Origin of the sequence: Chelativorans sp. AA-79 (assembly GCF_029457495.1) — a bacterium.
Taxonomy (GTDB): domain Bacteria; phylum Pseudomonadota; class Alphaproteobacteria; order Rhizobiales; family Rhizobiaceae; genus Chelativorans.
On the sequence record NZ_CP120361.1, the window covers coordinates 54,304 to 75,122 of the forward strand.

24 protein-coding genes and 1 other RNA gene are annotated in these 20,819 nt (G+C 65.1%); 10 read left to right on the plus strand and 15 right to left on the minus strand.

All coding sequences use genetic code 11. The features are described 5' to 3' along the window. The first annotated feature begins 86 nt into the window (after nucleotides 1-86). The 5 genes from ffs to PVE73_RS00260 all read left to right on the plus strand — a co-directional run bounded on the left by ffs (nucleotide 87) and on the right by PVE73_RS00260 (nucleotide 4,286). Nucleotides 87-184, plus strand: an RNA gene (gene ffs / locus PVE73_RS00240) — signal recognition particle sRNA small type. A gap of 112 nt (nucleotides 185-296) precedes the next feature. Next, complete coding sequence (locus PVE73_RS00245; protein WP_277365017.1) at nucleotides 297-2,114, plus strand: DNA polymerase III subunit gamma/tau; 1,818 nt, start codon at nucleotides 297-299, stop codon at nucleotides 2,112-2,114. 12 nt (nucleotides 2,115-2,126) lie between these two features. Continuing rightward, nucleotides 2,127-2,450, plus strand: a complete 324-nt coding sequence (locus PVE73_RS00250; RefSeq protein ID WP_277365018.1) for a YbaB/EbfC family nucleoid-associated protein — start codon at nucleotides 2,127-2,129, stop codon at nucleotides 2,448-2,450. An 82-nt stretch (nucleotides 2,451-2,532) separates the two neighbouring features. Continuing rightward, complete coding sequence (gene coaBC / locus PVE73_RS00255) at nucleotides 2,533-3,768, plus strand: bifunctional phosphopantothenoylcysteine decarboxylase/phosphopantothenate--cysteine ligase CoaBC (protein ID WP_277365019.1); 1,236 nt, start codon at nucleotides 2,533-2,535, stop codon at nucleotides 3,766-3,768. After that, entirely contained in the window at nucleotides 3,765-4,286 is a 522-nt protein-coding gene (locus tag PVE73_RS00260) for a GNAT family N-acetyltransferase (RefSeq protein WP_277365020.1), read from the plus strand. Before coaBC ends, PVE73_RS00260 begins: the two co-directional genes overlap by 4 nt. On the opposite strand, the gene PVE73_RS00265 is transcribed toward PVE73_RS00260, so the two are convergent. From PVE73_RS00265 to phnG, 15 genes are all read right to left on the minus strand, one after another. Continuing rightward, a complete protein-coding gene (locus PVE73_RS00265) occupies nucleotides 4,287-4,649 on the minus strand; it encodes a hypothetical protein (RefSeq protein WP_277365021.1) in 363 nt (120 codons plus the stop codon). It lies immediately after the preceding gene. After that, nucleotides 4,649-5,059 (minus strand): VOC family protein, encoded by a 411-nt coding sequence (locus tag PVE73_RS00270; protein ID WP_277365022.1) that lies wholly within the window; start codon nucleotides 5,057-5,059, stop codon nucleotides 4,649-4,651. The genes PVE73_RS00265 and PVE73_RS00270 overlap by 1 nt, the downstream gene beginning before the upstream one ends. 147 nt (nucleotides 5,060-5,206) lie before the next feature. Beyond that, nucleotides 5,207-5,755 carry an SRPBCC family protein gene (locus PVE73_RS00275; RefSeq protein WP_277365023.1) on the minus strand — a complete coding sequence of 183 codons (549 nt, stop codon included), beginning with the start codon at nucleotides 5,753-5,755 and terminating at the stop codon, nucleotides 5,207-5,209. Nucleotides 5,756-5,772: 17 nt separating this feature from the next. Next, nucleotides 5,773-6,234 (minus strand): SRPBCC family protein, encoded by a 462-nt coding sequence (locus tag PVE73_RS00280; RefSeq protein ID WP_277365024.1) that lies wholly within the window; start codon nucleotides 6,232-6,234, stop codon nucleotides 5,773-5,775. A 21-nt stretch (nucleotides 6,235-6,255) separates the two neighbouring features. Then, entirely contained in the window at nucleotides 6,256-6,729 is a 474-nt protein-coding gene (locus tag PVE73_RS00285; protein WP_277365025.1) for an SRPBCC domain-containing protein, read from the minus strand. Beyond that, nucleotides 6,726-7,082, minus strand: a complete 357-nt coding sequence (locus PVE73_RS00290; RefSeq protein WP_277365026.1) for a metalloregulator ArsR/SmtB family transcription factor — start codon at nucleotides 7,080-7,082, stop codon at nucleotides 6,726-6,728. The genes PVE73_RS00285 and PVE73_RS00290 overlap by 4 nt, the downstream gene beginning before the upstream one ends. A gap of 146 nt (nucleotides 7,083-7,228) precedes the next feature. Beyond that, nucleotides 7,229-7,714, minus strand: coding sequence for a bacterioferritin (bfr, locus tag PVE73_RS00295; protein WP_277365027.1), 486 nt, complete (start codon nucleotides 7,712-7,714; stop codon nucleotides 7,229-7,231). Continuing rightward, nucleotides 7,680-7,991, minus strand: coding sequence for a (2Fe-2S)-binding protein (locus PVE73_RS00300; RefSeq protein WP_277365028.1), 312 nt, complete (start codon nucleotides 7,989-7,991; stop codon nucleotides 7,680-7,682). The genes bfr and PVE73_RS00300 overlap by 35 nt, the downstream gene beginning before the upstream one ends. Nucleotides 7,992-8,468: 477 nt before the next feature. Next, entirely contained in the window at nucleotides 8,469-9,095 is a 627-nt protein-coding gene (locus PVE73_RS00305) for a DapH/DapD/GlmU-related protein (protein ID WP_277365029.1), read from the minus strand. Further along, nucleotides 9,092-9,799: a phosphonate C-P lyase system protein PhnL gene (phnL, locus tag PVE73_RS00310; protein WP_277365030.1), complete on the minus strand. Its 708-nt coding sequence runs from the start codon at nucleotides 9,797-9,799 to the stop codon at nucleotides 9,092-9,094. The genes PVE73_RS00305 and phnL overlap by 4 nt, the downstream gene beginning before the upstream one ends. 2 nt (nucleotides 9,800-9,801) lie before the next feature. Continuing rightward, entirely contained in the window at nucleotides 9,802-10,578 is a 777-nt protein-coding gene (gene phnK / locus PVE73_RS00315) for a phosphonate C-P lyase system protein PhnK (protein ID WP_277365031.1), read from the minus strand. A 202-nt stretch (nucleotides 10,579-10,780) separates the two neighbouring features. After that, nucleotides 10,781-11,662, minus strand: coding sequence for an alpha-D-ribose 1-methylphosphonate 5-phosphate C-P-lyase PhnJ (locus PVE73_RS00320; protein WP_277365032.1), 882 nt, complete (start codon nucleotides 11,660-11,662; stop codon nucleotides 10,781-10,783). Then, a complete protein-coding gene (locus PVE73_RS00325) occupies nucleotides 11,659-12,762 on the minus strand; it encodes a carbon-phosphorus lyase complex subunit PhnI (RefSeq protein WP_277365033.1) in 1,104 nt (367 codons plus the stop codon). The genes PVE73_RS00320 and PVE73_RS00325 overlap by 4 nt, the downstream gene beginning before the upstream one ends. A 3-nt stretch (nucleotides 12,763-12,765) precedes the next feature. After that, nucleotides 12,766-13,368, minus strand: coding sequence for a phosphonate C-P lyase system protein PhnH (gene phnH, locus PVE73_RS00330; RefSeq protein WP_277365034.1), 603 nt, complete (start codon nucleotides 13,366-13,368; stop codon nucleotides 12,766-12,768). Further along, nucleotides 13,368-13,823: a phosphonate C-P lyase system protein PhnG gene (gene phnG / locus PVE73_RS00335; RefSeq protein ID WP_277365035.1), complete on the minus strand. Its 456-nt coding sequence runs from the start codon at nucleotides 13,821-13,823 to the stop codon at nucleotides 13,368-13,370. The genes phnH and phnG overlap by 1 nt, the downstream gene beginning before the upstream one ends. 103 nt (nucleotides 13,824-13,926) lie before the next feature. Here phnG and phnF point away from each other — a divergent pair, with 103 nt between their 5' ends. From phnF to hrpB, 5 genes are all read left to right on the plus strand, one after another. Continuing rightward, nucleotides 13,927-14,673 (plus strand): phosphonate metabolism transcriptional regulator PhnF, encoded by a 747-nt coding sequence (gene phnF / locus PVE73_RS00340; RefSeq protein ID WP_277365036.1) that lies wholly within the window; start codon nucleotides 13,927-13,929, stop codon nucleotides 14,671-14,673. Nucleotides 14,674-14,772: 99 nt separating this feature from the next. After that, nucleotides 14,773-15,993 carry an ABC transporter substrate-binding protein gene (locus tag PVE73_RS00345; protein WP_277365037.1) on the plus strand — a complete coding sequence of 407 codons (1,221 nt, stop codon included), beginning with the start codon at nucleotides 14,773-14,775 and terminating at the stop codon, nucleotides 15,991-15,993. A gap of 21 nt (nucleotides 15,994-16,014) precedes the next feature. Beyond that, nucleotides 16,015-17,694 carry an ABC transporter permease subunit gene (locus tag PVE73_RS00350; RefSeq protein WP_277365038.1) on the plus strand — a complete coding sequence of 560 codons (1,680 nt, stop codon included), beginning with the start codon at nucleotides 16,015-16,017 and terminating at the stop codon, nucleotides 17,692-17,694. Between the two features lie 4 nt (nucleotides 17,695-17,698). Then, a complete protein-coding gene (locus PVE73_RS00355) occupies nucleotides 17,699-18,340 on the plus strand; it encodes an ATP-binding cassette domain-containing protein (RefSeq protein ID WP_277365039.1) in 642 nt (213 codons plus the stop codon). After that, nucleotides 18,337-20,790 carry an ATP-dependent helicase HrpB gene (hrpB, locus tag PVE73_RS00360; protein ID WP_277365040.1) on the plus strand — a complete coding sequence of 818 codons (2,454 nt, stop codon included), beginning with the start codon at nucleotides 18,337-18,339 and terminating at the stop codon, nucleotides 20,788-20,790. Before PVE73_RS00355 ends, hrpB begins: the two co-directional genes overlap by 4 nt. Nucleotides 20,791-20,819 lie beyond the last annotated feature (29 nt).

The following is a 20,819-nucleotide window of genomic DNA, read 5'->3' on the forward strand; positions in this document are numbered from 1 at the left end:
GAGGCTAGATTGTGGCAATTGCGGCTGCAAGCGTTTCCTTGCATGCGGCCTTGCATTTGCCCGCGGGATTGACGATATGGAGTGCGGGAGGTTGGTGGTGGACGCGCCACTCGCCAACCGGGTCAGGTCCGGAAGGAAGCAGCCCTAACGAGCTCCGGCACGGGTCACCGTGCCAGCCTCCCGCCTTCCCCGCTCCTTCATGGTCCCCATTGACGCGGCCATGCATCCAAGGGGAAACTCGCCGCAGGGCGCGAGCCCGCCATCGATCAGCCACTACGGGAGCGTGGGCAGCCAGCATGAACGATGTCGCGCAGACGGCGGAAGGCAAGGCCGGCGCCTATCGGGTTCTTGCGCGCAAGTATCGTCCACGCGATTTTTCCGGGCTTGTCGGGCAGGAGCCGATGGTGCGCACGCTCACCAACGCTTTCGCCACCGGCCGCATTGCGCAAGCCTGGATGCTGACGGGCGTGCGCGGCGTGGGCAAGACCACGACGGCCCGCATTCTCGCTCGCGCACTCAACTACAGGACCGATACGGTCGACCGCCCGTCGATCGAGCTCACGGTGCCCGGAGAGCACTGCGAGGCGATCCTCGAGGGTCGGCATGTCGACGTCGTCGAGATGGATGCGGCCTCGCATACCGGCATTGACGACATCCGCGACATCATCGACCAGGTGCGTTACGCGCCGGTCTCTGCGCGCTACAAGGTCTATATCATCGACGAGGTGCACATGCTCTCCAACCAGGCCTTCAACGGCCTGTTGAAGACGCTGGAGGAGCCCCCGCCGCACGTGAAGTTCATCTTTGCCACGACCGAAATCCGCAAGGTTCCGATCACCATTCTTTCACGCTGCCAGCGCTTCGATCTGCGGCGCATCGATGCGAGCCTCATCAAGCAGAACCTCGCCCATATCGGCGGGCTCGAAGGCGTCGAGGCGGATGACGAGGCGCTGGCCGCAATCGCCCGCGCCGCGGAAGGCTCCATGCGGGACGCGCAATCGATTTTCGATCAGGCGATCGCCCATTCCTCGGGCCGGGTGACGGCGGAGACCGTGCGCGACATGCTGGGGCTCGCCGATCGGGCCCGCGTGATCGATCTTTTCGAGCACCTGATGAAGGGCGATGTGGCTGCCGCTCTCGCCGAATTCCGCGCGCAGTACGATGCGGGGGCGGATCCGGCGGCGGTGCTGACGGATCTCGCCGAGTTCAATCATCTCGTCACGCGCATGCGCTTCGTCCCGGAGGCGGCGAACGACGCTTCCCTGTCGCAGGAAGAGCGCATACGCGGACTCGAGTTCTCGAGGAATCTGTCGGTGCGCGTGCTTTCACGCACCTGGCAGATGCTCTTGAAAGGCATCCAGGAGGTGCAGGGCTCAAGTCGCCCGATCGCGGCGGGTGAGATGGTGCTCATCCGCCTCGCGCATGCGGCGCACTTGCCGACGCTGGACGAAGCGCTGAAGACGCTGGAGGACATGCCCGCGGGGGACGGTTCCGGGCGCCCGGGCATGGGCTCGCCCTCCGCAGCGGCGTCCAGCCCCGTGGCTGGGGCCAGCATGCAGGCGGTTTCCTCCCAGCGCGTGCCTTCGGGTGGCGGCGGAGGGCAGACGATGCGGCTGATCCAGGCCGCGCCGGCCGAATATGCAGCACCGCCTCCCGCCCCGATCCAGGCCGAGGCGCCAACCACCCCGGTAAAATCGCTCGCCGACATCGCCGATCTCGCCGACGCCAATCGCGACATGGCCTTCAAGGTGCAGTTCAAGCGCTGCGTGCGCCTCGTCCAGATCGAGCCCGGCCGGCTGTCGGTCAGCCTGACCGAGGATGCGCCGAAGACGCTTCTCGGCGACCTGAATGCCCGCTTGCAGAAGTGGACCGGGCGCCGCTGGATCATCTCGCTCTCCAACGAGCCCGGTGGCAAGACGCTGGCCGAAGAGGAGAGCGGGCGCCGCGAGACCGCACTCGCCGATGCCCGCACGGACCCGACCGTGGCGGCGATCCTGCATAATTTTCCCGGCGCACGCATTCTCGACGTGCGCATTCCCGATGCGGTGGCGGACGAAGCGGCGGAAGAGATGCCGCCGCCCGAGCCGGACCCTGCCGATGACGATGATCTCTGATGGGAGAGAACGATGCGTGACCTGATGAACCTGATGGGTAAGGCGAAGGAGATGCAGGCCAAGCTGCAGGCCATGCAGGAGGAGATCGCCCAGATGGAAGTGGAGGGCCAGTCCGCCGCTGGCGCCGTGAAGGTGACACTCACGGGCAAGTTCGACATGAAGAAGCTCGAGATCGATCCGTCGCTCTTCAAGGAGGACGACGTGGAGATCCTCGAAGACCTGATCCTCGCCGCGCACAACGATGCGAAAGTCAAGGTCGAGGAAGCCATGCAGAAGAAGTCGCAGGAGATGACCGCGGGCCTTCCGCTGCCGCCGGGGATGAAGCTGCCGTTCTGAAGCCGGCCGCCGCTTTGCAAGAACGCCGATTTCGGCCATACCCTATGCGCCAGCTGAAACCGGGCGTGAAGGGAACCTTCCGTTGAGCCTTTCGGGAAAACGCATCCTCCTCATCATCGGCGGCGGGATCGCAGCCTATAAGTGCCTCGATCTCATTCGGCGTCTGCGCGAGCGGGGAGCAAAGGTGCGCTGCGTGATGACGCAGGCCGCGCAGGAATTCATAACGCCTCTTTCCGTCGGCGCGCTTTCGGCCGACCACGTCTTCACCGACCTCTTCGACCGGCAGGACGAGCAGGATGTCGGCCATATACGACTTTCGCGCGAGACAGACCTCCTTGTCGTCGCACCGGCCACCGCGGATTTGATGGCGAAGCTCGCGACCGGGCTCACGAACGACCTCGCCTCGACGACGCTTCTTGCCACCGACAAGCCGGTTCTCATGGCGCCAGCCATGAATCCGAGAATGTGGGCGCATCCCGCGACACAGCGGAATTTCGCGACCCTCAAGGCGGACGGCGTGCGCTTCGTCGGCCCCGGCAGGGGCGAGATGGCCGAAAGCGGCGAGGCGGGCGAGGGGCGGATGGCCGAGCCGCTGGAGATCGTGGCCGCGATCGAGGCGATGCTTTATGGCGGCGAAAAGCCGCTCGCCGGAAAAAAGGTGATCGTCACTTCCGGGCCGACGCATGAGCCGATCGATCCCGTGCGTTACATTGCCAACCGCTCCTCCGGGAAACAGGGGCACGCGATCGCCGCCGCGCTGGCGGCGCTGGGGGCGGACGTCCATCTCGTTTCCGGCCCCGTGACGATTCCCGACCCGAAAGGGGTCGCAACCCTCCATGTGGAGAGCGCGCGCGAAATGCGTGACGCTGTTGAGGCGCTGCTGCCCGCTGACGCCGGCATCTTCGTCGCGGCGGTTGCCGACTGGCGGCCTCAGGCGGAGGCCGGAGAAAAGATCAAGAAGGACAGGGGCGCAAACCCGCCTGCCCTGAAGCTCAGCGAAAACCCGGATATCCTGGCCGGCGTCGGACACCACGAGAAGCGGCCCCGTCTCGTGATCGGCTTCGCCGCCGAAACACAGAACGTGGTGGAGAACGCCCGCGCCAAGCTTGCCAAGAAAGCCGCCGACCTGATCGTCGCCAACGACGTTTCGCATGACAGCGGCGTCGGCACGTCCGGCGTGATGGGCGGCGACCGCAACCGCGTCCACATCGTCAGCCGCGACGGCGCGGAGGAATGGCCCGAGGCGAGCAAGGAGGAGGTTGCCCGGAAGCTGGCAGAAAAAGTAACCGAATTCTTCGCGGGAAAGAGCCGCCCATGAGCGGCGTCCCGGTCCTCGAGACGGAGCGCCTCGTGCTGCGCGAGCACCGACCGGAGGACCTCGACGCCTATCATGCGCTCTGGGGCGATCCCCACGTCATCCGCTTCATCAGCCGGGCGGCTCTGACGCGGGAGCAGGCCTGGGATGCAATAATTCGTCATCGCGGCATGTGGGCGGTTCTGGGCTTCGGGTTCTGGGTGATCGAGGACAGGCAGACCGGCAAGCTCGTGGGAGAAGCAGGCGTGCAGGAACGCTGTCGCGATATCCAGCCTTCGATCGAAGGAACCCTGGAAGCGGGCTGGATACTCCGGCCCGAAGTACAGGGAAGAGGGATGGCGCGGGAGGCGATGGAAAGGGTGATCGGCTGGGCCGGTGCGGCATTCCCCGGAGTTGCGTTCACCTGCATCATCGATCCCGAGAACGCGCCTTCGCTGAAGCTTGCCGAAAGACTGGGATTCGGCCCGGTCGCACGGACAAGCTACAAGGAGAAGCCTAACGTCATCCTGCAGCGCCGCTGATCACCACGAGCCCGACTTCCTGTCCACGAGATGGATGATCGAAGCCGGGCTTGAAATCCAGAAGCCGTCGAAGTCCGGCCCCAGTTCCTCGATCCCGTCGCAGCGCGCGATCCCGGCGGCGGCGAGATGGTCGGCCGCGCCTTTGGTGTCGTCCGTCACGATCTCCAGCCACAGTTCCGCCTGGCTCATGCCGGGCACCCGGTCGATCCAGAGCTGGTTCGATCCGAAGCGGAAGCCCACCGCGGGAAGAAGCTCCTCAATCTGTTCCAGACCGAGCACGTCCCTATAGAAACGCACCGTCGCTTCGTACTGGTGCGGCGGCACCTTCATGGCGATGTTCCGCCCGCCTTCGAATTTCGGCATCAGAAGTTCTCCATGGTTGGGACCGTAACCTGCCACGACACGCCGAACCGGTCATTGCACCAGCCGAATCTTGGGCTGAACGGGTAGGCATCGAGCGGCATCAGGATTCCGCCGCCTTGCGAAAGCTTCCCGAAAATCTCGTCGACTTCTTCGGGTGTGTCGCAAGTCAGGAAAAGGGAGATGGAGGGGGTGAAGGTGAATGCGTGAGAAGCGGGACTGTCGATGCACATGAAAGTGCGGCCGCTCAGCGTGAAATGCGCCAGCTTGACAGAGCCCTCGGCACCCTCTTCTCCCGACCCATAGCGCTCGATCCGCTCGATCCGCGAACTTGGAACGGCCGAGACATAGAAGCGCATCGCTTCCTCTGCCTGCCCCTCGAACATCAGGAATGGTGCAATCTGCTGAGTCATGATTACTCCTATGTAGCGGCCCGAGCCGTGGGCCCAGGCCAGACCGTGCAGGGGTTCTCGACACCATAGGAGGCGCCGTCGCGCCGCATGGCTCCATCTGAACCTCCAGTTCCTCGCCGCGCAGCAGCGCCCCCACACTCTCCTGCGTCAGCCTTGCGCTGCGAATTTCCCGGCATATTGCTTTTCCAACCCGGCATGGGTGGACCAGAAGCCGCGCGGCTCCCCGCCTGCGAGCCGGTCTTCGAGAATGCCCAGATGCGCTTCCCAACCGCTGGCGACGCTGATCATCATCTCGGTGCCCTCCAGACGGCGATGAGTGAGGACAAGCCGTACATTCGGCCCCTCAGGGAAAAGCTCGAAAGTGACCTCGCTCTTCCCGCTGTCGCCGGGCCAGCTATAGGTAATGAGGCGCGGCGAATCGCATTCGATGACCTCGCCGAACATGGCAGGGCTCGTTTCGAAATGCTTGTAGCGGTCCGGCGTCGGCTCGTGCGACAATTCCCGGTGGCGAAACAACAGCTCCACCTTGCCGCCGGGAAAAAGCTCTATCCCGCCGGCCGCCAGCCACAGGCGGCGCTTTTCCGAATTGGTGAGGTACTCCCAAAGGCGCTCGACCGGCCCGGGCAGCAGCCGCTCGATGCGAACCGTTCCCGGGGCGATCACCTCGCCGGTGGCCGTGAAGTCTTGCGTGTTCAATCAAGCCTCCCTTGTTCTTAACCGCCAAGCCCGTCCGGAAAGCGATCGGCCACAAGATTCAGCCGGACACCCTGTTCCAGATAGGCCTTCAATCCGGCGAGCACGATCGTGAAGCCTTCTGTGGAACCGATCGCCTGCTCGACCCGCTGCGCGTCGTCACCGGCGAAGCCCGAATTGACGATGCCGACGAAGGTGGAGCCGTCGCCGCGATCCGCGAAAACCCACTCCACTTCGGTGAGACTGTCCTCGTCGCCCGGCCACTCGATAAGAATACGCCTGTTTTCTTCGAGCGCCTTCACATTCACGGGAAACGATAAGCCGTACATCCCCCATTCCCAGGTCACGGTCTTGCCGGCCTCGAGCCTGCCGCTGCCGCGCGTAAACCAGAACTTCGAGGTGATCTCGGGATCGATGAAGGCTTCGAAAACGTCAAAGACCGGCCTGCGGACAAGCATTTCTGCCCTTGCGCGCACGTCCATTGCCATCTCTCCTGCAAGCTCTCATGGCTGCGCCGAAGCGCGGCTGAGCAGGACGTCGATCTGGTCGAGCATCGTGCTCCAGCCCTTTTCCGTCTGCCTGGCGTATTCAGCCCATTTGGCGTCCATCTCATGGACGAGCGTCACCACGCAGCCCTGGCCGGCAGGTTCGAAAGTCAGGGTCACAGTGGAGTTGTTCTCCCGTTCCTCCTCTTCGGAGGTGAACCAGGTGAAGATCAGCTTTCGCGGGCGGTCGATCGCCAGATAGGTGCCCCAGTGCACGGCCTCGCCCTCCTCGCGCATGTCGGAGAAGATGAAGCGCCCGCCCACGCGGGCATCCACCTCCACGCGGCGGATATCGGCCGGCAGCCCTGATGCGCTCAGCGCCATCTCCGACCATGCCCGCAGCTTCTGCGGATCGAGCCAGGCGTCGAATAAGCGCTCGGGCGCGAAGTCGAACCTGCGCGTCACTTTCACGGCAAAGGTCCGGTGGGTCATTTCCTCTTCTCCTCCCGTTCTCTCTCGTCCTCAGCGCGCAGCAGCGCCTCCAGCGTGTCGAGGCTCCGGTTCCAGAAGCGCTCATAATAGCGCAGCCAGGCTTCAGCCTCGGCGAGTGCGGCGGCATCGAGCCGACAGTAATGGGTTCGCCCGGCGATGCGCCGGCGCACGAGCCCGGCCTGTTCGAGCACCTTCACATGCTTCGACGCCCCGGCGAAGGACATGGAAAAGGGCGCCGCCAACGCACCGACGCTCCGCTCGCCTTCCGCGAGCTCGCGCAGCATGGCTCGCCGGGTGGAATCGGAGAGCGCATGGAAAACAATGTCGAGGGCAGCGGAATTATTCTCAACCATATAGTTTAGGATAGAGCTTCAGCGCAAATAGTCAACCATATGGTTTAGGTTTTCTTGCGGCGTGAAAAAGGCGGCCCGAAGGCCGCCTGGATCACATCCCGATCGGAGCAATTCCCGGTCTTCTGTCCGGAACTGCGATAGGGCCCCTATTCCGCGTCCTTGGCGGAATCAGCGTTCAGCAGGCCGTATCTCTGCTCCCCGATGGAGTCGAACAGCTGAAGCTGGGTTTCGAGGAAATCGATGTGCCCTTCTTCGTCCGCGAGCAGCTCCTCGAAGAGCTTCATGGAGACATAGTCTCCAGCTTGCTGGCAGATCTCGCGCGAGAGCTTGTAGGAGGTGCGGGCGTCGTATTCGCCGGCAAGGTCCGCTTCCAACACTTCCTTCACGTTCTGGCCGATGCGCAGAGGCGCCAGTGTCTGGAGGTTCGGATGACCTTCGAGGAAGATGATGCGTGCGATCAGCTTGTCGGCGTGATGCATTTCCTCGATCGATTCGGCGCGCTCCTTATGGGCCAGCTTGGTGTAGCCCCAGTCCTCCAGCAGCCGGTAATGCACCCAATATTGATTGACGGCGCCAAGCTCCAGAAACAGAGCTTCGTTAAGCCGCTCGATGACCTTTGTATCGCCTTTCACTGAATTTGCTCCCGAATTTATCGCGCAAGGCGCGGACACGATCCAAATATGTCACGATCTCCGCATCGCCACTATCGGCATTGCGGTGATACTCTTCGGTTACCCGAATGATCGTTTCCACCACATTTGGAAAGCAGCCGCAACAGCGGCCGCGTCTGGCCATCGCGTGATAGACCTTGGCCGGGACGATGAGTTGCCACGGGTCCTCATCGAGCATCGCGACGATTGCCGCCTCGACTTCCTTCTGGGTGATGAGGTTACATTGGCAGACGAGCATGGTTCCGCGGTCTGGTCAGGAGCAAGCTCCGAAGCCTGCATTCCCTGCATCTGCGCTTTGAACCTTGAAGTGCCTTCCGCTGAGCCCGCGCGATGGGCGGCTTCCACGGCCGGCGTTCTTCAATCGAATGGGTTCAAGGCCCAGACATCAAGGAACGCATCCTTCGAACGGACGCATAAAAGCGTCTCGTCGGGATATATGTCAACCCAAACTTGACCTTCAAGGTCATGGTTGGTTCCGCTGAGGCCAAAATGCCGCAGGTGAGAATAGTCCCTACCCTTGATCGCCGACGCGGAGCGAAGTTCAGGCATGGATTCTCGGGTCAAGCCGAGAATGACGAGAAGAGGACCTCCCCCGCAAATCTCCGAGGCTGGCGATTGGCCACCGCTTTCCTGCCTTCGTCATGCTCGGGCTTGACCGAGCATCCATGCCTGAACAGTCCCACGGCACCGGCCATCAAGATATTGGGTTGTTCCGTCATCCCTCGTATTTGTCCAGGAAGGCCTCCGCCGTAAGACTGCGGAAGTCGCCGACGGCCGCACGCAGCCGCTGGTGGTCCCAATCCCACCAGGCGAGCGCCTGCATGCGTTCGGCCACCCGGCGCTCGAAACGCGGGCGGATCAGCTTCGCCGGCACACCTCCCACGATGGTATATGGCGCCACGTCCCTGGAGACCACCGCGCCCGCGCCCACCACGGCGCCGTCGCCCACCGTCACGCCCGGGAGGATGGTGGATCCATGGCCGAGCCACGTGTCGTGGCCGATATGCACGGCATTGTCGCGCCGCCACTTGAAGAATTCATCCTCGTGCTCGGCATCGTCCCAATAATCCGAGGCGCGGTAGGTGAAGTGATGCAGGGTTGCCCGCCAGGTCGGATGATTGGTGGCATTGATCCGCACTGCAGCGGCGATATTGGAAAACTTCCCGATCACCGCGCACCAGACGCCGCAGTCCTGGACGATGTAGGAATAGTCGCCCAGCACGGCCTCATGCACGCGGCTGCGCGCTCCGATCTCCGTATAGCGGCCAAGGGTGGAGTTGGAGACCTCCGCCGTCGGATCGACGGTCGGCGTTTCCGAAAGCTTCTTCTGCTTCACGCTCATGCGGCGACCCTCTTCGGTGCGAAACCGGTGACGTCGATGATATGATCGGCGACGGCCTCGCGCACTTCCTGATCGTGGAAGATGCCGAGCAGTGCCGTGCCGGCGACCTTCTTTTCCACGATCATCTCGATGACCACCTGTCGGTTGGCCTTGTCCAGCGAAGCGGTCGGCTCGTCGAGAAGCAGGATGGGATGCGCGGTGATGAAACCGCGCGCGATGTTCACCCGCTGCTGCTCCCCGCCCGAGAAGGTTGCGGGTGGAAGCCGCCAGAGCCGCTCCGGCAGGTTGAGCCGGGAAAGCAACGCCGCCGCGCGCTCCCGCGCTGGCTCCTCGGCTTCGCCTGCCGCGAGCAAGGGCTCCGCTACGATGTCAAGGGCGGGAACACGCGGCACCACGCGCAGGAACTGGCTCACATAGCCGATCGTCTCGCGGCGGATGGCCATGATCGTGCGCGGGTCCGCCGAGACGAGGTCCACCAGCGCGCCCCGGTGGGAAACGATGATCTGGCCTCCATCGGCGCAGTAGTTTCCGTAGGCCATCTTCAGGATCGAGCTCTTGCCCACACCCGATGGCCCGCCCAGCACGGCGCATTCGCCCGCCTTGACCGCGAACGAGACGTCCTCCACCACGGAAAGGCGAATGCCACCCTGCAGATGCATGGTGAAGCTCTTGGAGAGTTCTGAAACGACGAGAGGGGTCGGCATTCTCACACCTGCAGGATCGAGGAGACGAGGAGTTGCGTGTACGGCGCCTGCGGGTCGTCCAGCACCCGGTCGGTGAGGCCGGTCTCCACCACATGGCCGTCCTTCATCACCATCATGCGATGGGAGAGAAGCCGCGCCACGGCGAGATCGTGGGTTACCACGATTGCCGCAAGCCCCATGTCCTGGACGAGCCCGCGCAGGAGGTCGAGCAGGCGGGCCTGCACGGAAACGTCGAGTCCGCCGGTGGGCTCGTCCATGAACACGAGGCGCGGGGCGGTGACGAGATTGCGGGCGATCTGCAGGCGCTGGCGCATGCCGCCGGAGAAGGCGCGCGGCTGGTCGTCCACGCGATCCTCCGCGATCTCCACCCGGCCCAGCCAATCGATGGCCGAGCTGCGGATGTCGCCATAGTGCCGCTCACCCAGCGCCATCAGCCGCTCGCCCACATTTGCGCCCGCCGAGACCGTCATGCGCAGGCCGTCCGCCGGGTTCTGGTGCACGAAACCCCAGTCGGTGCGCATCAGGAAGCGCCGCTCCGCCTCGCTCATGCGGTAGAGGTCGCGGAACGAGCCGTCGCGCATGCGGTAGGAGACGATGCCGGAGGTGGGGAGGAGTCGCGTGGAGAGGCAGTTGAGCAGCGTGGTCTTGCCGGAGCCCGATTCACCCACCACGGCCAGCACTTCGCCCGGCCAGAGATCGAAGCTCACCTCGGCGCAGCCGACGCGATTGCCGTAGAATTTCGAGAGGGAACGGACGGAGAGGAGGGGTTCTTCGGTCATTGGAGGATTCCTGAGGGATTGCAACCCGAAGCACCCCCCTCTGGGCTGCCGCCCATCTCCCCCTTAAAGGGGGAGATCAGCCGGCCGCACGGTTGGCGCTCATGCGAAAGACGGTTGGCAAAGGCATTGATGAAGGCGAATCTCCCCCCTCGAGGGGGAGATGCCCGGCAGGGCAGAGGGGGGTATTGCGGCGTCCTGCTCATCAGGCGAACTCCTTCGGCTGCGGCCCCTGGTGGCCGTCAACCTGCCGCTTCTCGCAGTAGTCCGTATCGGAGCAGACATACATGTGCCCGCCGCGATCGTCCAAGATCACCTCGTCGAGATAGACGCCGGTTGCGCCGCAGAGCGCACAGGGTTCGCTGAATTTCTGCACCTCGAAGGGATGGTCCTCGAAGTCGAGGCTCACCACGCGGCTGAACGGCGGAATGGCGTAGATGCGCTTTTCCCGCCCCGCGCCGAAGAGCTGGAGCGCCGGCGACATGTGCATCTTCGGATTGTCGAATTTGGGTGTCGGCGAAGGGTCCATGATGTAACGCCCCTCGACCTTCACGGGGTATGCGAAGGTGGTGGCGATGTGGCCGTGGCGGGCGATGTCCTCGTAGAGCTTCACATGCATGAGCCCGTATTCCTCCAGCGCGTGCATCTTGCGCGTCTCGGTCTCGCGCGGCTCCAGGAAGCGCAGCGGCTCGGGTATCGGAACCTGGTAGACCAGCACCTGCCCGGCCTTCAGCGGCTCCTCCGGGATGCGGTGGCGCGTCTGGATGATCGTCGCCTTGCCGGTCTCCGTCGTCACCGCCACCTTCGCCACCTTCTGGAAGAAGGCGCGGATCGAGACGGCATTGGTGGTATCGTCCGCCCCCTGGTCGATGACCTTCAAGACGTCATCCGGGCCGATGATGGAGGCCGTCACCTGCACGCCGCCGGTGCCCCAACCATAGGGCATGGGCATCTCACGGCTGGCGAAGGGCACCTGGTAGCCGGGAATGGCGATGGCCTTCAGGATGGCCCGGCGGATCATCCGCTTGGTCTGCTCGTCCAGATAGGCGAAGTTGTAGCGCGCGATGTTTTGGGCCGAAGCATTCATTCCGCCGCCTCCTTGCGTTCGGCCGCCTGCCGGCGCTCCTCGAATTCCCTGCGCATCTGGCGCACGAGGCCGAGCTCGGCCTGAAAATCCACGTAGTGCGGCAGCTTCAGGTGCTCCACGAAACCCGTCGCCTGCACATTGTCTGAGTGGGAGATAACGAATTCTTCGTCTTGCGCGGGAGCGGTGATGTCCTCTCCCAGTTCAGTAGCCCGCAGTGCCCGGTCGCAAAGCGCCATGGCCATCGCTTTCCGCTCCGACTGGCCGAAGACGAGTCCGTAACCCCGCGTGAACTGTGGCGGCGCCTTCATGGAACCCTTGAACTGGTTCACCATCTGGCATTCGGTGATGCGGATGCGGCCGAGCGGCACCGGGAAATCGAGCTCCGGCACGTCGATCTCGATCTCCACCTCCCCGATCCGGATTTCACCGGCAAAAGGATGGTTACGGCCGAAGCCGCGCTGGGTGGAATAGCCGAGCGCCAGCAGAAAGCCCTCGTCGCCGCGTGAAAGCGCCTGCAGCCGCGCGTCGCGGCCCTGGGGAAATTCCGGCGGGGTGCGGGTGATGTCGGCAGGCTCCTCGCCCTGCGGCAGCGTACCGTCTTCCTCGATCAGGCCTTCATGGGCGAGAATCTCGCTCACGCGCGGCATGGCGTCGCGCTCGGGTTCCCGTTTGTCCAGCTCCTCCGCCGGTTCGTCGCCCGCAACAGCGGGATCCAGGAGGCGATGCGTGTAGTCGAAGGTGGGCCCCAGCACCTGCCCGCCGGGCAAATCCTTGAAGGTGGCGGAAACGCGCCGCTCCACCAGCATTTTTGCGCTGTCGATCGGCCTCGAATATCCGAAACGCGGCAACGTCGTGCGATAGGCGCGAAGGAGGAAGATCGCTTCGATCATGTCCCCGCGCGCCTGCTTGATCGCGAGCGCCGCCAGCCCGGTGTCGTAAAGCGAGCCCTCGGCCATGACGCGGTCCACGGCGAGCGAGAGCTGTTCCGTGATCTGTTCGAGCGTGAGCGAAGGAACCGAACGGTCGCCCCGGCGCCGGTCGGCAAGCAGCCGGTGCGCATTGCGGATGGCAGCCTCGCCGCCCTTGACGGCAACATACATGTCTCATGCCTCCTTGGAGATTTTCGTGGTGCGCGGCAGGGCGGCCAGGCCCTCCCGGCACACAAGGATCAGATCGATTCCGCGCGGGAAGCGGGTGCGGTTCTGTGCCCATTGCTCGACGAAATGGCGCGGAAGCGGGCGTGGTGACAGCATGACGAACGTCTCGATCCCCGGCCCCTCAAGTCTCAGCGCCTCGCCGCTCGTGAGCGTTTCGACCTGGAGGACAAGAGTCGCGGAGCGGTCGGGATATTCCTGGCTCCCCTGCGCGAAGTTCTCGAAGGCCGGCAAGTTGGCCGGGTCAGACACGAAAGCGAAATGCGCGTCCGCCGGCTCCCGCACCAGCGGTGCCCCGGTCTGGAAGCCGAGCCAACCGGCGACCGCTTTGTCCTCGCGCAGCAGGGGGTCGATCCACATGGGCGTGTCGGCATCGCAGAGCGCGAGTGCCACCGCCCCTGCCTCGGGCATGAGCGGCGCCGGCGGGCGCGGGAGGTGCACACCCCGCGCGACCGTGCCGGGTCTCGCCATCGCATCCATCACCGCGCGGAAGGTCGCCTGCGCGTCGAAAACCGGGTCCGGGAAACCGCCTTCGATGGTAACTGCCTCCATCAGTCCTCTCCTCGAACCATGGTGAAGAATTCGACACGCGTGGCGGCGATCTCCGCCCGGCGCTGCTCGTCCCGTTCGGCCAGCCAGCGGCGCAGGGGGGCGAGAATCTTTTCCTCCACCTGTGCCGCGAACTCCGCCTGCTGACGCAGCGCATCGATGGTGGCGGAGATGCGTGCCTTCTCGCGCTCCCGGCCAAGCGCATAGGCATGGCCGATCTCGCCTGTCGCCAGCTTGACGCTGGCGCGCGTCACCGTCGCCTCGCCGAAATTGAATGGTGATCCGCCACCGCCGATGCGCCCGCGCAACGCCACGAGACCGGTCTCGGGTCCGCGCAGAACGGTCGCCTCGTCTGGCAGGTCGCTTTCCCGCCAGAGCCGCTCGAGCATCTCCGCCGGCGCCGCCGCAAGCACCGCGAGGGCATCGCGGCGGGACAGACCTGCATCTTCTCTCCGCATCTCTTTCCTTTCGCAAAAATTTGTCTATTGATATAGACAATTATACGAATTATAGTTTCTGCGTAACGATTGTCCATGACAGCCAAATGACAGGTGGTTGGGGATGTCGGGCGAAGCGGGGATTGAGCGGCGCAGCGGCGTGGCGCTCTGGCGGCAGATCGCCGATCAGATCCGTCAGGGGATCGCGACGGAGCTGGGGGACCAGAACGGCCGGCTGCCGACGGAGATTGCGCTTGCGGAGCGCTTCGGCGTGAACCGGCACACGGTGCGCACGGCGATCCAGGCCCTGGTGCAGGAAGGTGTGTTGCGCGCAGAGCAGGGGCGCGGCACCTTCATCGAGCGCCAGCCGCGGCTTTCCTATCCGATCGGACCGCGCACGCGCTTTTCGGCAGGGCTGGAGGGCCAGGCGCGGGAGCGGCGCGGAAACCTGCTCGACCATGCCTATGAGGAAGCGCCGGCTGCAGTAGCCGAAGCGCTCGAGCTTGCGCCCGGAGCGCGGGTGCTGAGGCTCGAAACTCTTGCCGAGGCGGACGGTCGGCCGATCTCCCGCGCCCGCAGCTATTTCGATGCCAAGCGCTTCGCCGGCTTCGAGCGGCACTTCGCCCGCACCGGCTCCATTACCATGGCTTATCGCCACTTCAATGTGAGCGACTATCTCCGCCGCTCGACCGCGATCTCCGCGCGTCACGCCGATTCGGTCGATCTGGAGGTCCTGAAGCTTGCGCCCGGCGCCATCGTTCTCGTGGCGATCGGCCTCAATGTCGACCGGTCGGGCAAGCCCATCCAGTTCTCCGAAACGCGCTTTTCCGCCGACCGGGTCGAACTGCAGGTGGGCGGGCAGATGCCGTAACGGAAGCTTCACGTCTATGTGACTCCGCCGTCGCGGATCCTTTATTGCTTCAATGCTTTGGGAAGTGCTCTATCGTTTTGACGACCGGGGAGAGTTATCGTGCTGAAACACCTCATAGCCGCAGCACTTTTCACCGTCACAGGTGTCTCGGCGCATGCACGGGACGCGAACCCTGCAGACTGGAGCCAGGTTCTGGAGCAGGCGCGGGGCCAGACCGTCTATTTCAACGCCTGGGGCGGGGCGGAAAACATCAACGCCTATGTCGAATGGGCAGCCGGCGAATTGCGGAAGCGGTTCGGCGTGACGTTGAAGCATGTGAAGCTGGACGACACCGCCAATGCGGTGGCCACCGTCGTAGCGGAGAAGGCGGCCGGCCGGGACGAAGGCGGGGCCGTCGATCTCATCTGGATCAACGGCGAGAATTTCGCCGCCATGAAGCAGCGCGGCCTGCTCCTCTCTCCCGGCTGGGCGCAGGATCTCCCCAACTGGCGCTATGTGGATTTCGAGAACAAGCCCACGATCACGACCGATTTCACCATTCCGGTCGAAGGGCTCGCGAGCCCCTGGGGCATGGCGCAGCTCGTCTTCTTCTACGACTCGGCCGGCACGGATGCGGCAACGCTCCCCCGCAATGCCGGTGAGCTGCTTGCCTGGGCGGAGGCCCATCCCGGACGCTTCTCCTATCCCCAGCCGCCGGATTTCACCGGCTCCTCCTTTCTGAAACAGGTGCTACTGGAGAAGACGGTCGACCGGTCCGTGCTGGAGCGGCCGGTGGAGGAGGAACGTTTCGCCGAGGTGACGAAGCCGCTCTTCGAGTACCTCGACGCGCTGCATGAGGTGGCATGGCGCAGCGGGCGCACCTTCCCGCAGAACTATCCCGCCATGAAGCAACTCCTGGCCGATGGCGAACTCGGGATCATCTTCGCCTTCAACCCGGCGGAAGCTTCGAGTGCGATCGCCAATGACGAGCTGCCGGATACGGTCCGATCCTTCACCTTCCCGGAAGGCACGCTCGCAAATACGCATTTCGTTGCCATCCCCTATAATGCCAATGCCAAGGCCGGCGCGCTGGTGACGGCGAATTTCCTGTTGTCGCCGGAAGCGCAGTCAAGGAAGCAGGACCCGGCCGTTTGGGGCGATCCGACGGTGCTTTCCATGAAAAAGCTCGACTCCGCCTCGCGTGCCGCCTTCGAGTCGATCGATCTCGGCGTCGCCACGCTGAAGCCTGATGAGCTGGGCCCGGCCCTCGGCGAGCCGCATCCGAGCTGGATGGAGCGCATCGAGGAAGAATGGCAGCGGCGCTACACGGCAGAGAATTGAGGAAGCCGCGACAATAGCGCCATGCTGACCCGCATCGGGCCGCCGCTCATCATCCTGCTGCTCGCCGGTCCGATCCTATTCGGACTCGCCGGCACGGTGCTGCCTGCGTTTGGCTTCCTGCCGGCACTGGGCGGCATGGAATTCACGCTCGCGCATTTCCGCGACCTCTTCTCGCAACCAGCCATTCTCATGTCGGCGGGCCTGAGCCTCATGACCGGGCTGGCGACGGCGCTTTTGTCTCTCTGCGCCGTTATGCTGTTTGTCGCGGGCTTCGCCGGAACGCGGCTCTTCGGCCGCGTGCAACACCTTGTCTCGCCGCTTCTGTCCTTGCCTCACGCCGCGGCGGCCTTTGCCCTCGCTTTCCTCCTCGCCCCCTCGGGCATGCTGGCGCGACTCGTCTCGCCGGAGCTCACCGGCTGGAATAGACCGCCCGATCTCCTTATCCTGCATGATCCGATGGGACTTTCCATGATGGCGGGACTCATCGTGAAGGAGATTCCATTCCTCCTGCTCATGACGCTGGCGGCCCTCCCGCAGGTCCCTCTCCGCGAGACCCGGATTCTCACCGCCTCGCTCGGTTACGGGCGCGTGGCAGGCTTCCTCTTCGGGCTCTGGCCGGCGGTCTACCGGCAGATCCGGCTGCCCGTCTTTGCGGTGATCGCCTTCGCGACGTCCGTGGTGGATGTGGCGCTGATCCTCGGGCCGACAACGCCGGCTCCGCTTGCCGCACGCCTCGTCGCCTGGATGAACGATCCGGACCTTTCGATGCGCTATCTCGCCAGCGCCGGTGCGCTGCTGCAGCTTGCCGTCACGGCGCTGGCACTCACCCTCTGGCTGGGACTGGAGCGCCTGGGCGCGGCGCTCTGCAATCGCGCAGCCACGCGAGGATGGAGGTGCCGGCGCGATATGCTCGCCCGCGCAGGCGGGCTTGCCGCAATGGTGATTTCGGCCGGCATCATTTTCGCTGGGCTGGGCACCCTGGCGCTCTGGTCCTTTGCCGGGCTTTGGCAGTTTCCCGATGCGCTGCCGTCCTCCTTTACGCTCAAGAGCTGGATGCGGGCACTCCCATCCATCCTGGAGCCGCTGCGGACAACGGTCCTTGCCGGGCTGCTCTCCACCCTGATCGCTTCCGTGCTCGCCATCCTCTACCTGATACATGAGGACGAGGCGGGGCGGAGGCCCGGCCCGGGCGCGCTCACGCTGATCTATCTGCCATTGCTGGTGCCGCAAGTTGCCTTTGTCTTCGGCCTGCAGCTCCTTCTGATCTATGCGGGCACGCTGGCCACGCTGCCGGCGCTGGTGCTGGCGCACCTCGTCTTCGTGATGCCGTACGCTTATCTCTCGCTGAAGGATCCCTGGTACGCTTTGGACCGCCGCTATGACTGGCTTGCGACGGGCCTCGGAAAAAGCCGTACACAGCGCTTTTTCTCCATTCGCCTGCCAATGATGACGCGCGCCATCCTCACCATGGCAGCAGTGGGTTTTGCCGTTTCGGTGGGGCTTTATCTCCCGACGGTGCTGGTAGGGGCGGGCAGGCTCACCACCGTCACCACCGAAGCGGTCGCGCTCGCTTCGGGCGGCAATGGGCGCGTGATCGGCGTCTACGCCTTCTGGCAGATGCTTTTGCCCATGGCGGGCTTTGCCGTTGCAACCTTCCTGCCGGCGCTGGTATTCCGGCGCTTCCGCGGCATGCAGGTGTAGGGCGGTGGAAGAAAAGGGACTTTCTCTCGACAGCGTAAGAATCGCGCTTGAGGGGCGCGTGCTCGTGGAGCTCACGCGTCATGTGCCGCCGGGCGAGGTGCTGACTGTCATGGGACCTTCGGGTTCCGGGAAGTCATCCCTGCTCGCCTACCTCGCCGGTTTCCTCGATCCAGCTTTCACAGCCTCCGGGCGGGCGCTGGTGGACGGCGTCGAGATCACGGCCTTGCCGCCCGAGGGGCGTCACGCCGGCATTCTCTTCCAGGACCCGCTGCTCTTTCCGCATATGGACGTTGCCGGGAACCTGATCTTCGCCCTGCCCGAACGCATCAAGGGGCGCGGTCAGCGCATGGCGCGGGCCAATGCCGCGCTCGAAGGCGTAGGCCTCGCCGGCATGGACGACCGTGATCCCGCAACACTGTCCGGCGGACAGAAGGCACGCGTGGCGCTCGCCCGTGTGCTGCTTTCCGACCCGCGCATGCTGCTTCTCGACGAGCCTTTCTCCAAGCTCGACACGGAGCTGCGCCAGCAGATGCGCATACTCGTCTTCGATAAGGCACGCGAGCGCGGCCTGCCCGTGCTGCTCGTCACCCATGACGAGGCGGATGCGGAAGCTGCCGGCGGCGAGATCGTGCGGACAGGCCAATGAAGCCCCTTCCCGAACTGCCGGTCGCCGCGGTTCTGCCCGCGCTGAAGGAAGCGCTGGAGGGGCAGGGCAAAGCCGTGCTCGTCGCCCCGCCAGGCGCCGGCAAGACGACGCTCGTGCCGCTTGCGCTGCTGGACGCACCCTGGAGCGGTTCCGGCCGCATCGTGCTTCTGGAGCCGAGGCGTCTTGCCGCCCGCGCCGCCGCCCGGCGGATGGCCACCCTTCTGGGCGAAGAGCCCGGGGGCACCGTGGGCTACGTCATGCGGATGGAGCGGAAGATCTCCGCGCGCACGCGCATCCTGGTGGTGACCGAAGGCGTGCTCGCCCGCATGATCATCGATGATCCCGGCCTCGAAGGTGTCTCGGCGGTGATTTTCGACGAGTTCCATGAACGCTCGCTCGACGGCGACTTCGCTTTGGCGCTCGCGCTCGATGTAAAGGGGGCGCTCAGGCCGGACCTGCGCCTCCTCGTCATGTCCGCCACGCTCGACGGCGCGCGGGTGGCAAGCCTGCTCGATGGGGCGCCGGTGCTGGAGAGCGAAGGCCGCAGCTTCCCCGTCGAGATCCGCTACGCCGAACGTGCGCAGGATAGCGCGATCGAGGAGGCGGTGGCCGGCGCTGTTCGCCGGACCGTGGCGGAGGAGAGCGGCAGCGTGCTCGCCTTCCTGCCCGGCCAGCGCGAGATCGCGCGGACGCAGGAGCTTCTTGCAGGCCGCCTGCCGGAGAATGTGGATGTGGTGCCGCTCCATGGCGGGCTCGAAGGCGCAGCACAGGATGCAGCCATCCGGCCTTCGCCGCCCGGCCGGCGCAAGGTCGTCCTGACCACAGCAATCGCCGAGACCTCCGTCACCATCGATGGCGTGACGGCGGTGGTCGACAGTGGGCGTTCGCGGCTTCCCAGATACGAGCCGGATACGGGCTTGACGCGGCTCGAGACGGTGCGCGTCTCCCGCGCCTCGGCCGACCAGCGCGCCGGCCGCGCGGGAAGGACGGCGCCGGGGATCGCGCTCAGGCTCTGGCGGAAGGAGCAGACCGCGGCGCTGCCCGCCTTCACGCCGCCGGAAATCCTGGAGGCGGATCTTTCCGGGCTCCTGCTCGACTGCGCTGCCTTCGGCGTCACCGATCCGAGGACGCTCGCCTTCCTCGACCGGCCGCCCGAGCCGGCGCTGAACGAAGCACGGGTACTCCTGAAGACGCTCGGCGCGCTGGACGGAGCCGGCAGGCTCACGGCTGAAGGCGCCGCCATGCGGCGGCTGGCGCTGCCCGTCAGGCTCGCGCATATGGTGACGGTCGCTGCAGCCAAGGAAGAGGCGAGGGCGGCGGCGCGCCTTGCGATGCTCATTTCCGAGCGCGGGCTCGGCGGCAACAGCGTCGACCTCGACGAGCGGCTCGCGCGCTTTTCGGCCGACCGTTCCCAGCGCGCACAGGCCGCGCGAGGGCTGGCCGACCGCCTGGCGGAGGCCGCGGGCGCACGCGCAAGCGAAACCGCCGGCGCCGCCGGCCCGCTGCTCCTCCACGCCTGGCCCGACCGCGTCGCCAAGGCGCGCGGCGAGTATGGCCGGTTCGTGCTCGCCAACGGGCGCGGCGGGCAGATGGACCCCGGCGAACGGCTTGCGCGCGAGCCCTTTCTCGTCGTGGCCGATCTTCAGGGCCGGGCAGGCAACGCACGCATCGCCGCGGCCGCTGCGATCAGCGAAGCGGAAGTGGTCGAAGGTCTTGAGCACCGGATCGAGACCGAGATGGAGACCGTTTTCGACCGCGAGAGGGGAAGCGTTCGCCAGCGCGAGACGCGCCGGCTCGGCGCCATCCTTCTCGGCGAGCGCGCACTGCCCGCGCCGAAAGGCGAGGAGGCCGACCGCGCAATCCTCGACGCCGTGCGGACGCACGGGCTTGCCATTCTGCCCTGGAACAAGGAGGCGGAAAGCTTGCGCGCGCGGCTTGCCTTCCTGAATGCCGTGGAAGGCGAGCCGTGGCCGGACGTTTCGGACGAGGCGCTCGTCGATCGGCTGGAAGACTGGCTCCTGCCTTATCTCAGGGGCGAACCGTCGCTCTCGGCCATCTCCGGCCGCGCGCTTGCCGAGGGGCTGATGGCGCTCGTGCCCTACGACCTTCAGCGCAAGATGGAAGCGGAAACGCCCAGCCACTTCACCGCGCCGACAGGGAACCGGGTGCCTATCCGCTACGAGAACCACGAGGCGGTGCTGGCGATCCGCGTTCAGGAACTTTTCGGGCTGAAGGAGCATCCGACCGTGGGCAAAGACATCCCGCTCATGCTGGAGCTTCTTTCGCCGGCGCACCGGCCGATCCAGAAGACACGTGATCTGCCGGGCTTCTGGCGCGGCTCGTGGGCCGATGTGCGGGCCGATATGTGCGGACGCTATCCAAAGCATGTCTGGCCTGAGGATCCGGCGGAGGCCGCACCCACCAGCCGTGCGAAACCCAGGCGAAAATAATGCTTGGTCGAGAGAGCCTGCCGCATCAT

What these genes read in the sequence shown, in the direction of transcription:
- PVE73_RS00245 (WP_277365017.1), top strand. Translation starts at nt 297, where the DNA reads ATGAACGATGTCGCGCAGACGGCGGAAGGCAAGGCCGGCGCCTATCGG.
- PVE73_RS00250 (WP_277365018.1), top strand. Translation starts at nt 2,127, where the DNA reads ATGCGTGACCTGATGAACCTGATGGGTAAGGCGAAGGAGATGCAGGCC.
- PVE73_RS00260 (WP_277365020.1), top strand. Translation starts at nt 3,765, where the DNA reads ATGAGCGGCGTCCCGGTCCTCGAGACGGAGCGCCTCGTGCTGCGCGAG.
- PVE73_RS00265 (WP_277365021.1), bottom strand. Translation starts at nt 4,649, where the DNA reads ATGCCGAAATTCGAAGGCGGGCGGAACATCGCCATGAAGGTGCCGCCG.
- PVE73_RS00270 (WP_277365022.1), bottom strand. Translation starts at nt 5,059, where the DNA reads ATGACTCAGCAGATTGCACCATTCCTGATGTTCGAGGGGCAGGCAGAG.
- PVE73_RS00280 (WP_277365024.1), bottom strand. Translation starts at nt 6,234, where the DNA reads ATGGACGTGCGCGCAAGGGCAGAAATGCTTGTCCGCAGGCCGGTCTTT.
- PVE73_RS00285 (WP_277365025.1), bottom strand. Translation starts at nt 6,729, where the DNA reads ATGACCCACCGGACCTTTGCCGTGAAAGTGACGCGCAGGTTCGACTTC.
- PVE73_RS00290 (WP_277365026.1), bottom strand. Translation starts at nt 7,082, where the DNA reads ATGGTTGAGAATAATTCCGCTGCCCTCGACATTGTTTTCCATGCGCTC.
- PVE73_RS00300 (WP_277365028.1), bottom strand. Translation starts at nt 7,991, where the DNA reads ATGCTCGTCTGCCAATGTAACCTCATCACCCAGAAGGAAGTCGAGGCG.
- PVE73_RS00305 (WP_277365029.1), bottom strand. Translation starts at nt 9,095, where the DNA reads ATGAGCGTGAAGCAGAAGAAGCTTTCGGAAACGCCGACCGTCGATCCG.
- phnL (WP_277365030.1), bottom strand. Translation starts at nt 9,799, where the DNA reads ATGCCGACCCCTCTCGTCGTTTCAGAACTCTCCAAGAGCTTCACCATG.
- phnK (WP_277365031.1), bottom strand. Translation starts at nt 10,578, where the DNA reads ATGACCGAAGAACCCCTCCTCTCCGTCCGTTCCCTCTCGAAATTCTAC.
- PVE73_RS00320 (WP_277365032.1), bottom strand. Translation starts at nt 11,662, where the DNA reads ATGAATGCTTCGGCCCAAAACATCGCGCGCTACAACTTCGCCTATCTG.
- PVE73_RS00325 (WP_277365033.1), bottom strand. Translation starts at nt 12,762, where the DNA reads ATGTATGTTGCCGTCAAGGGCGGCGAGGCTGCCATCCGCAATGCGCAC.
- phnH (WP_277365034.1), bottom strand. Translation starts at nt 13,368, where the DNA reads ATGGAGGCAGTTACCATCGAAGGCGGTTTCCCGGACCCGGTTTTCGAC.
- phnG (WP_277365035.1), bottom strand. Translation starts at nt 13,823, where the DNA reads ATGCGGAGAGAAGATGCAGGTCTGTCCCGCCGCGATGCCCTCGCGGTG.
- phnF (WP_277365036.1), top strand. Translation starts at nt 13,927, where the DNA reads ATGTCGGGCGAAGCGGGGATTGAGCGGCGCAGCGGCGTGGCGCTCTGG.
- PVE73_RS00350 (WP_277365038.1), top strand. Translation starts at nt 16,015, where the DNA reads ATGCTGACCCGCATCGGGCCGCCGCTCATCATCCTGCTGCTCGCCGGT.
- hrpB (WP_277365040.1), top strand. Translation starts at nt 18,337, where the DNA reads ATGAAGCCCCTTCCCGAACTGCCGGTCGCCGCGGTTCTGCCCGCGCTG.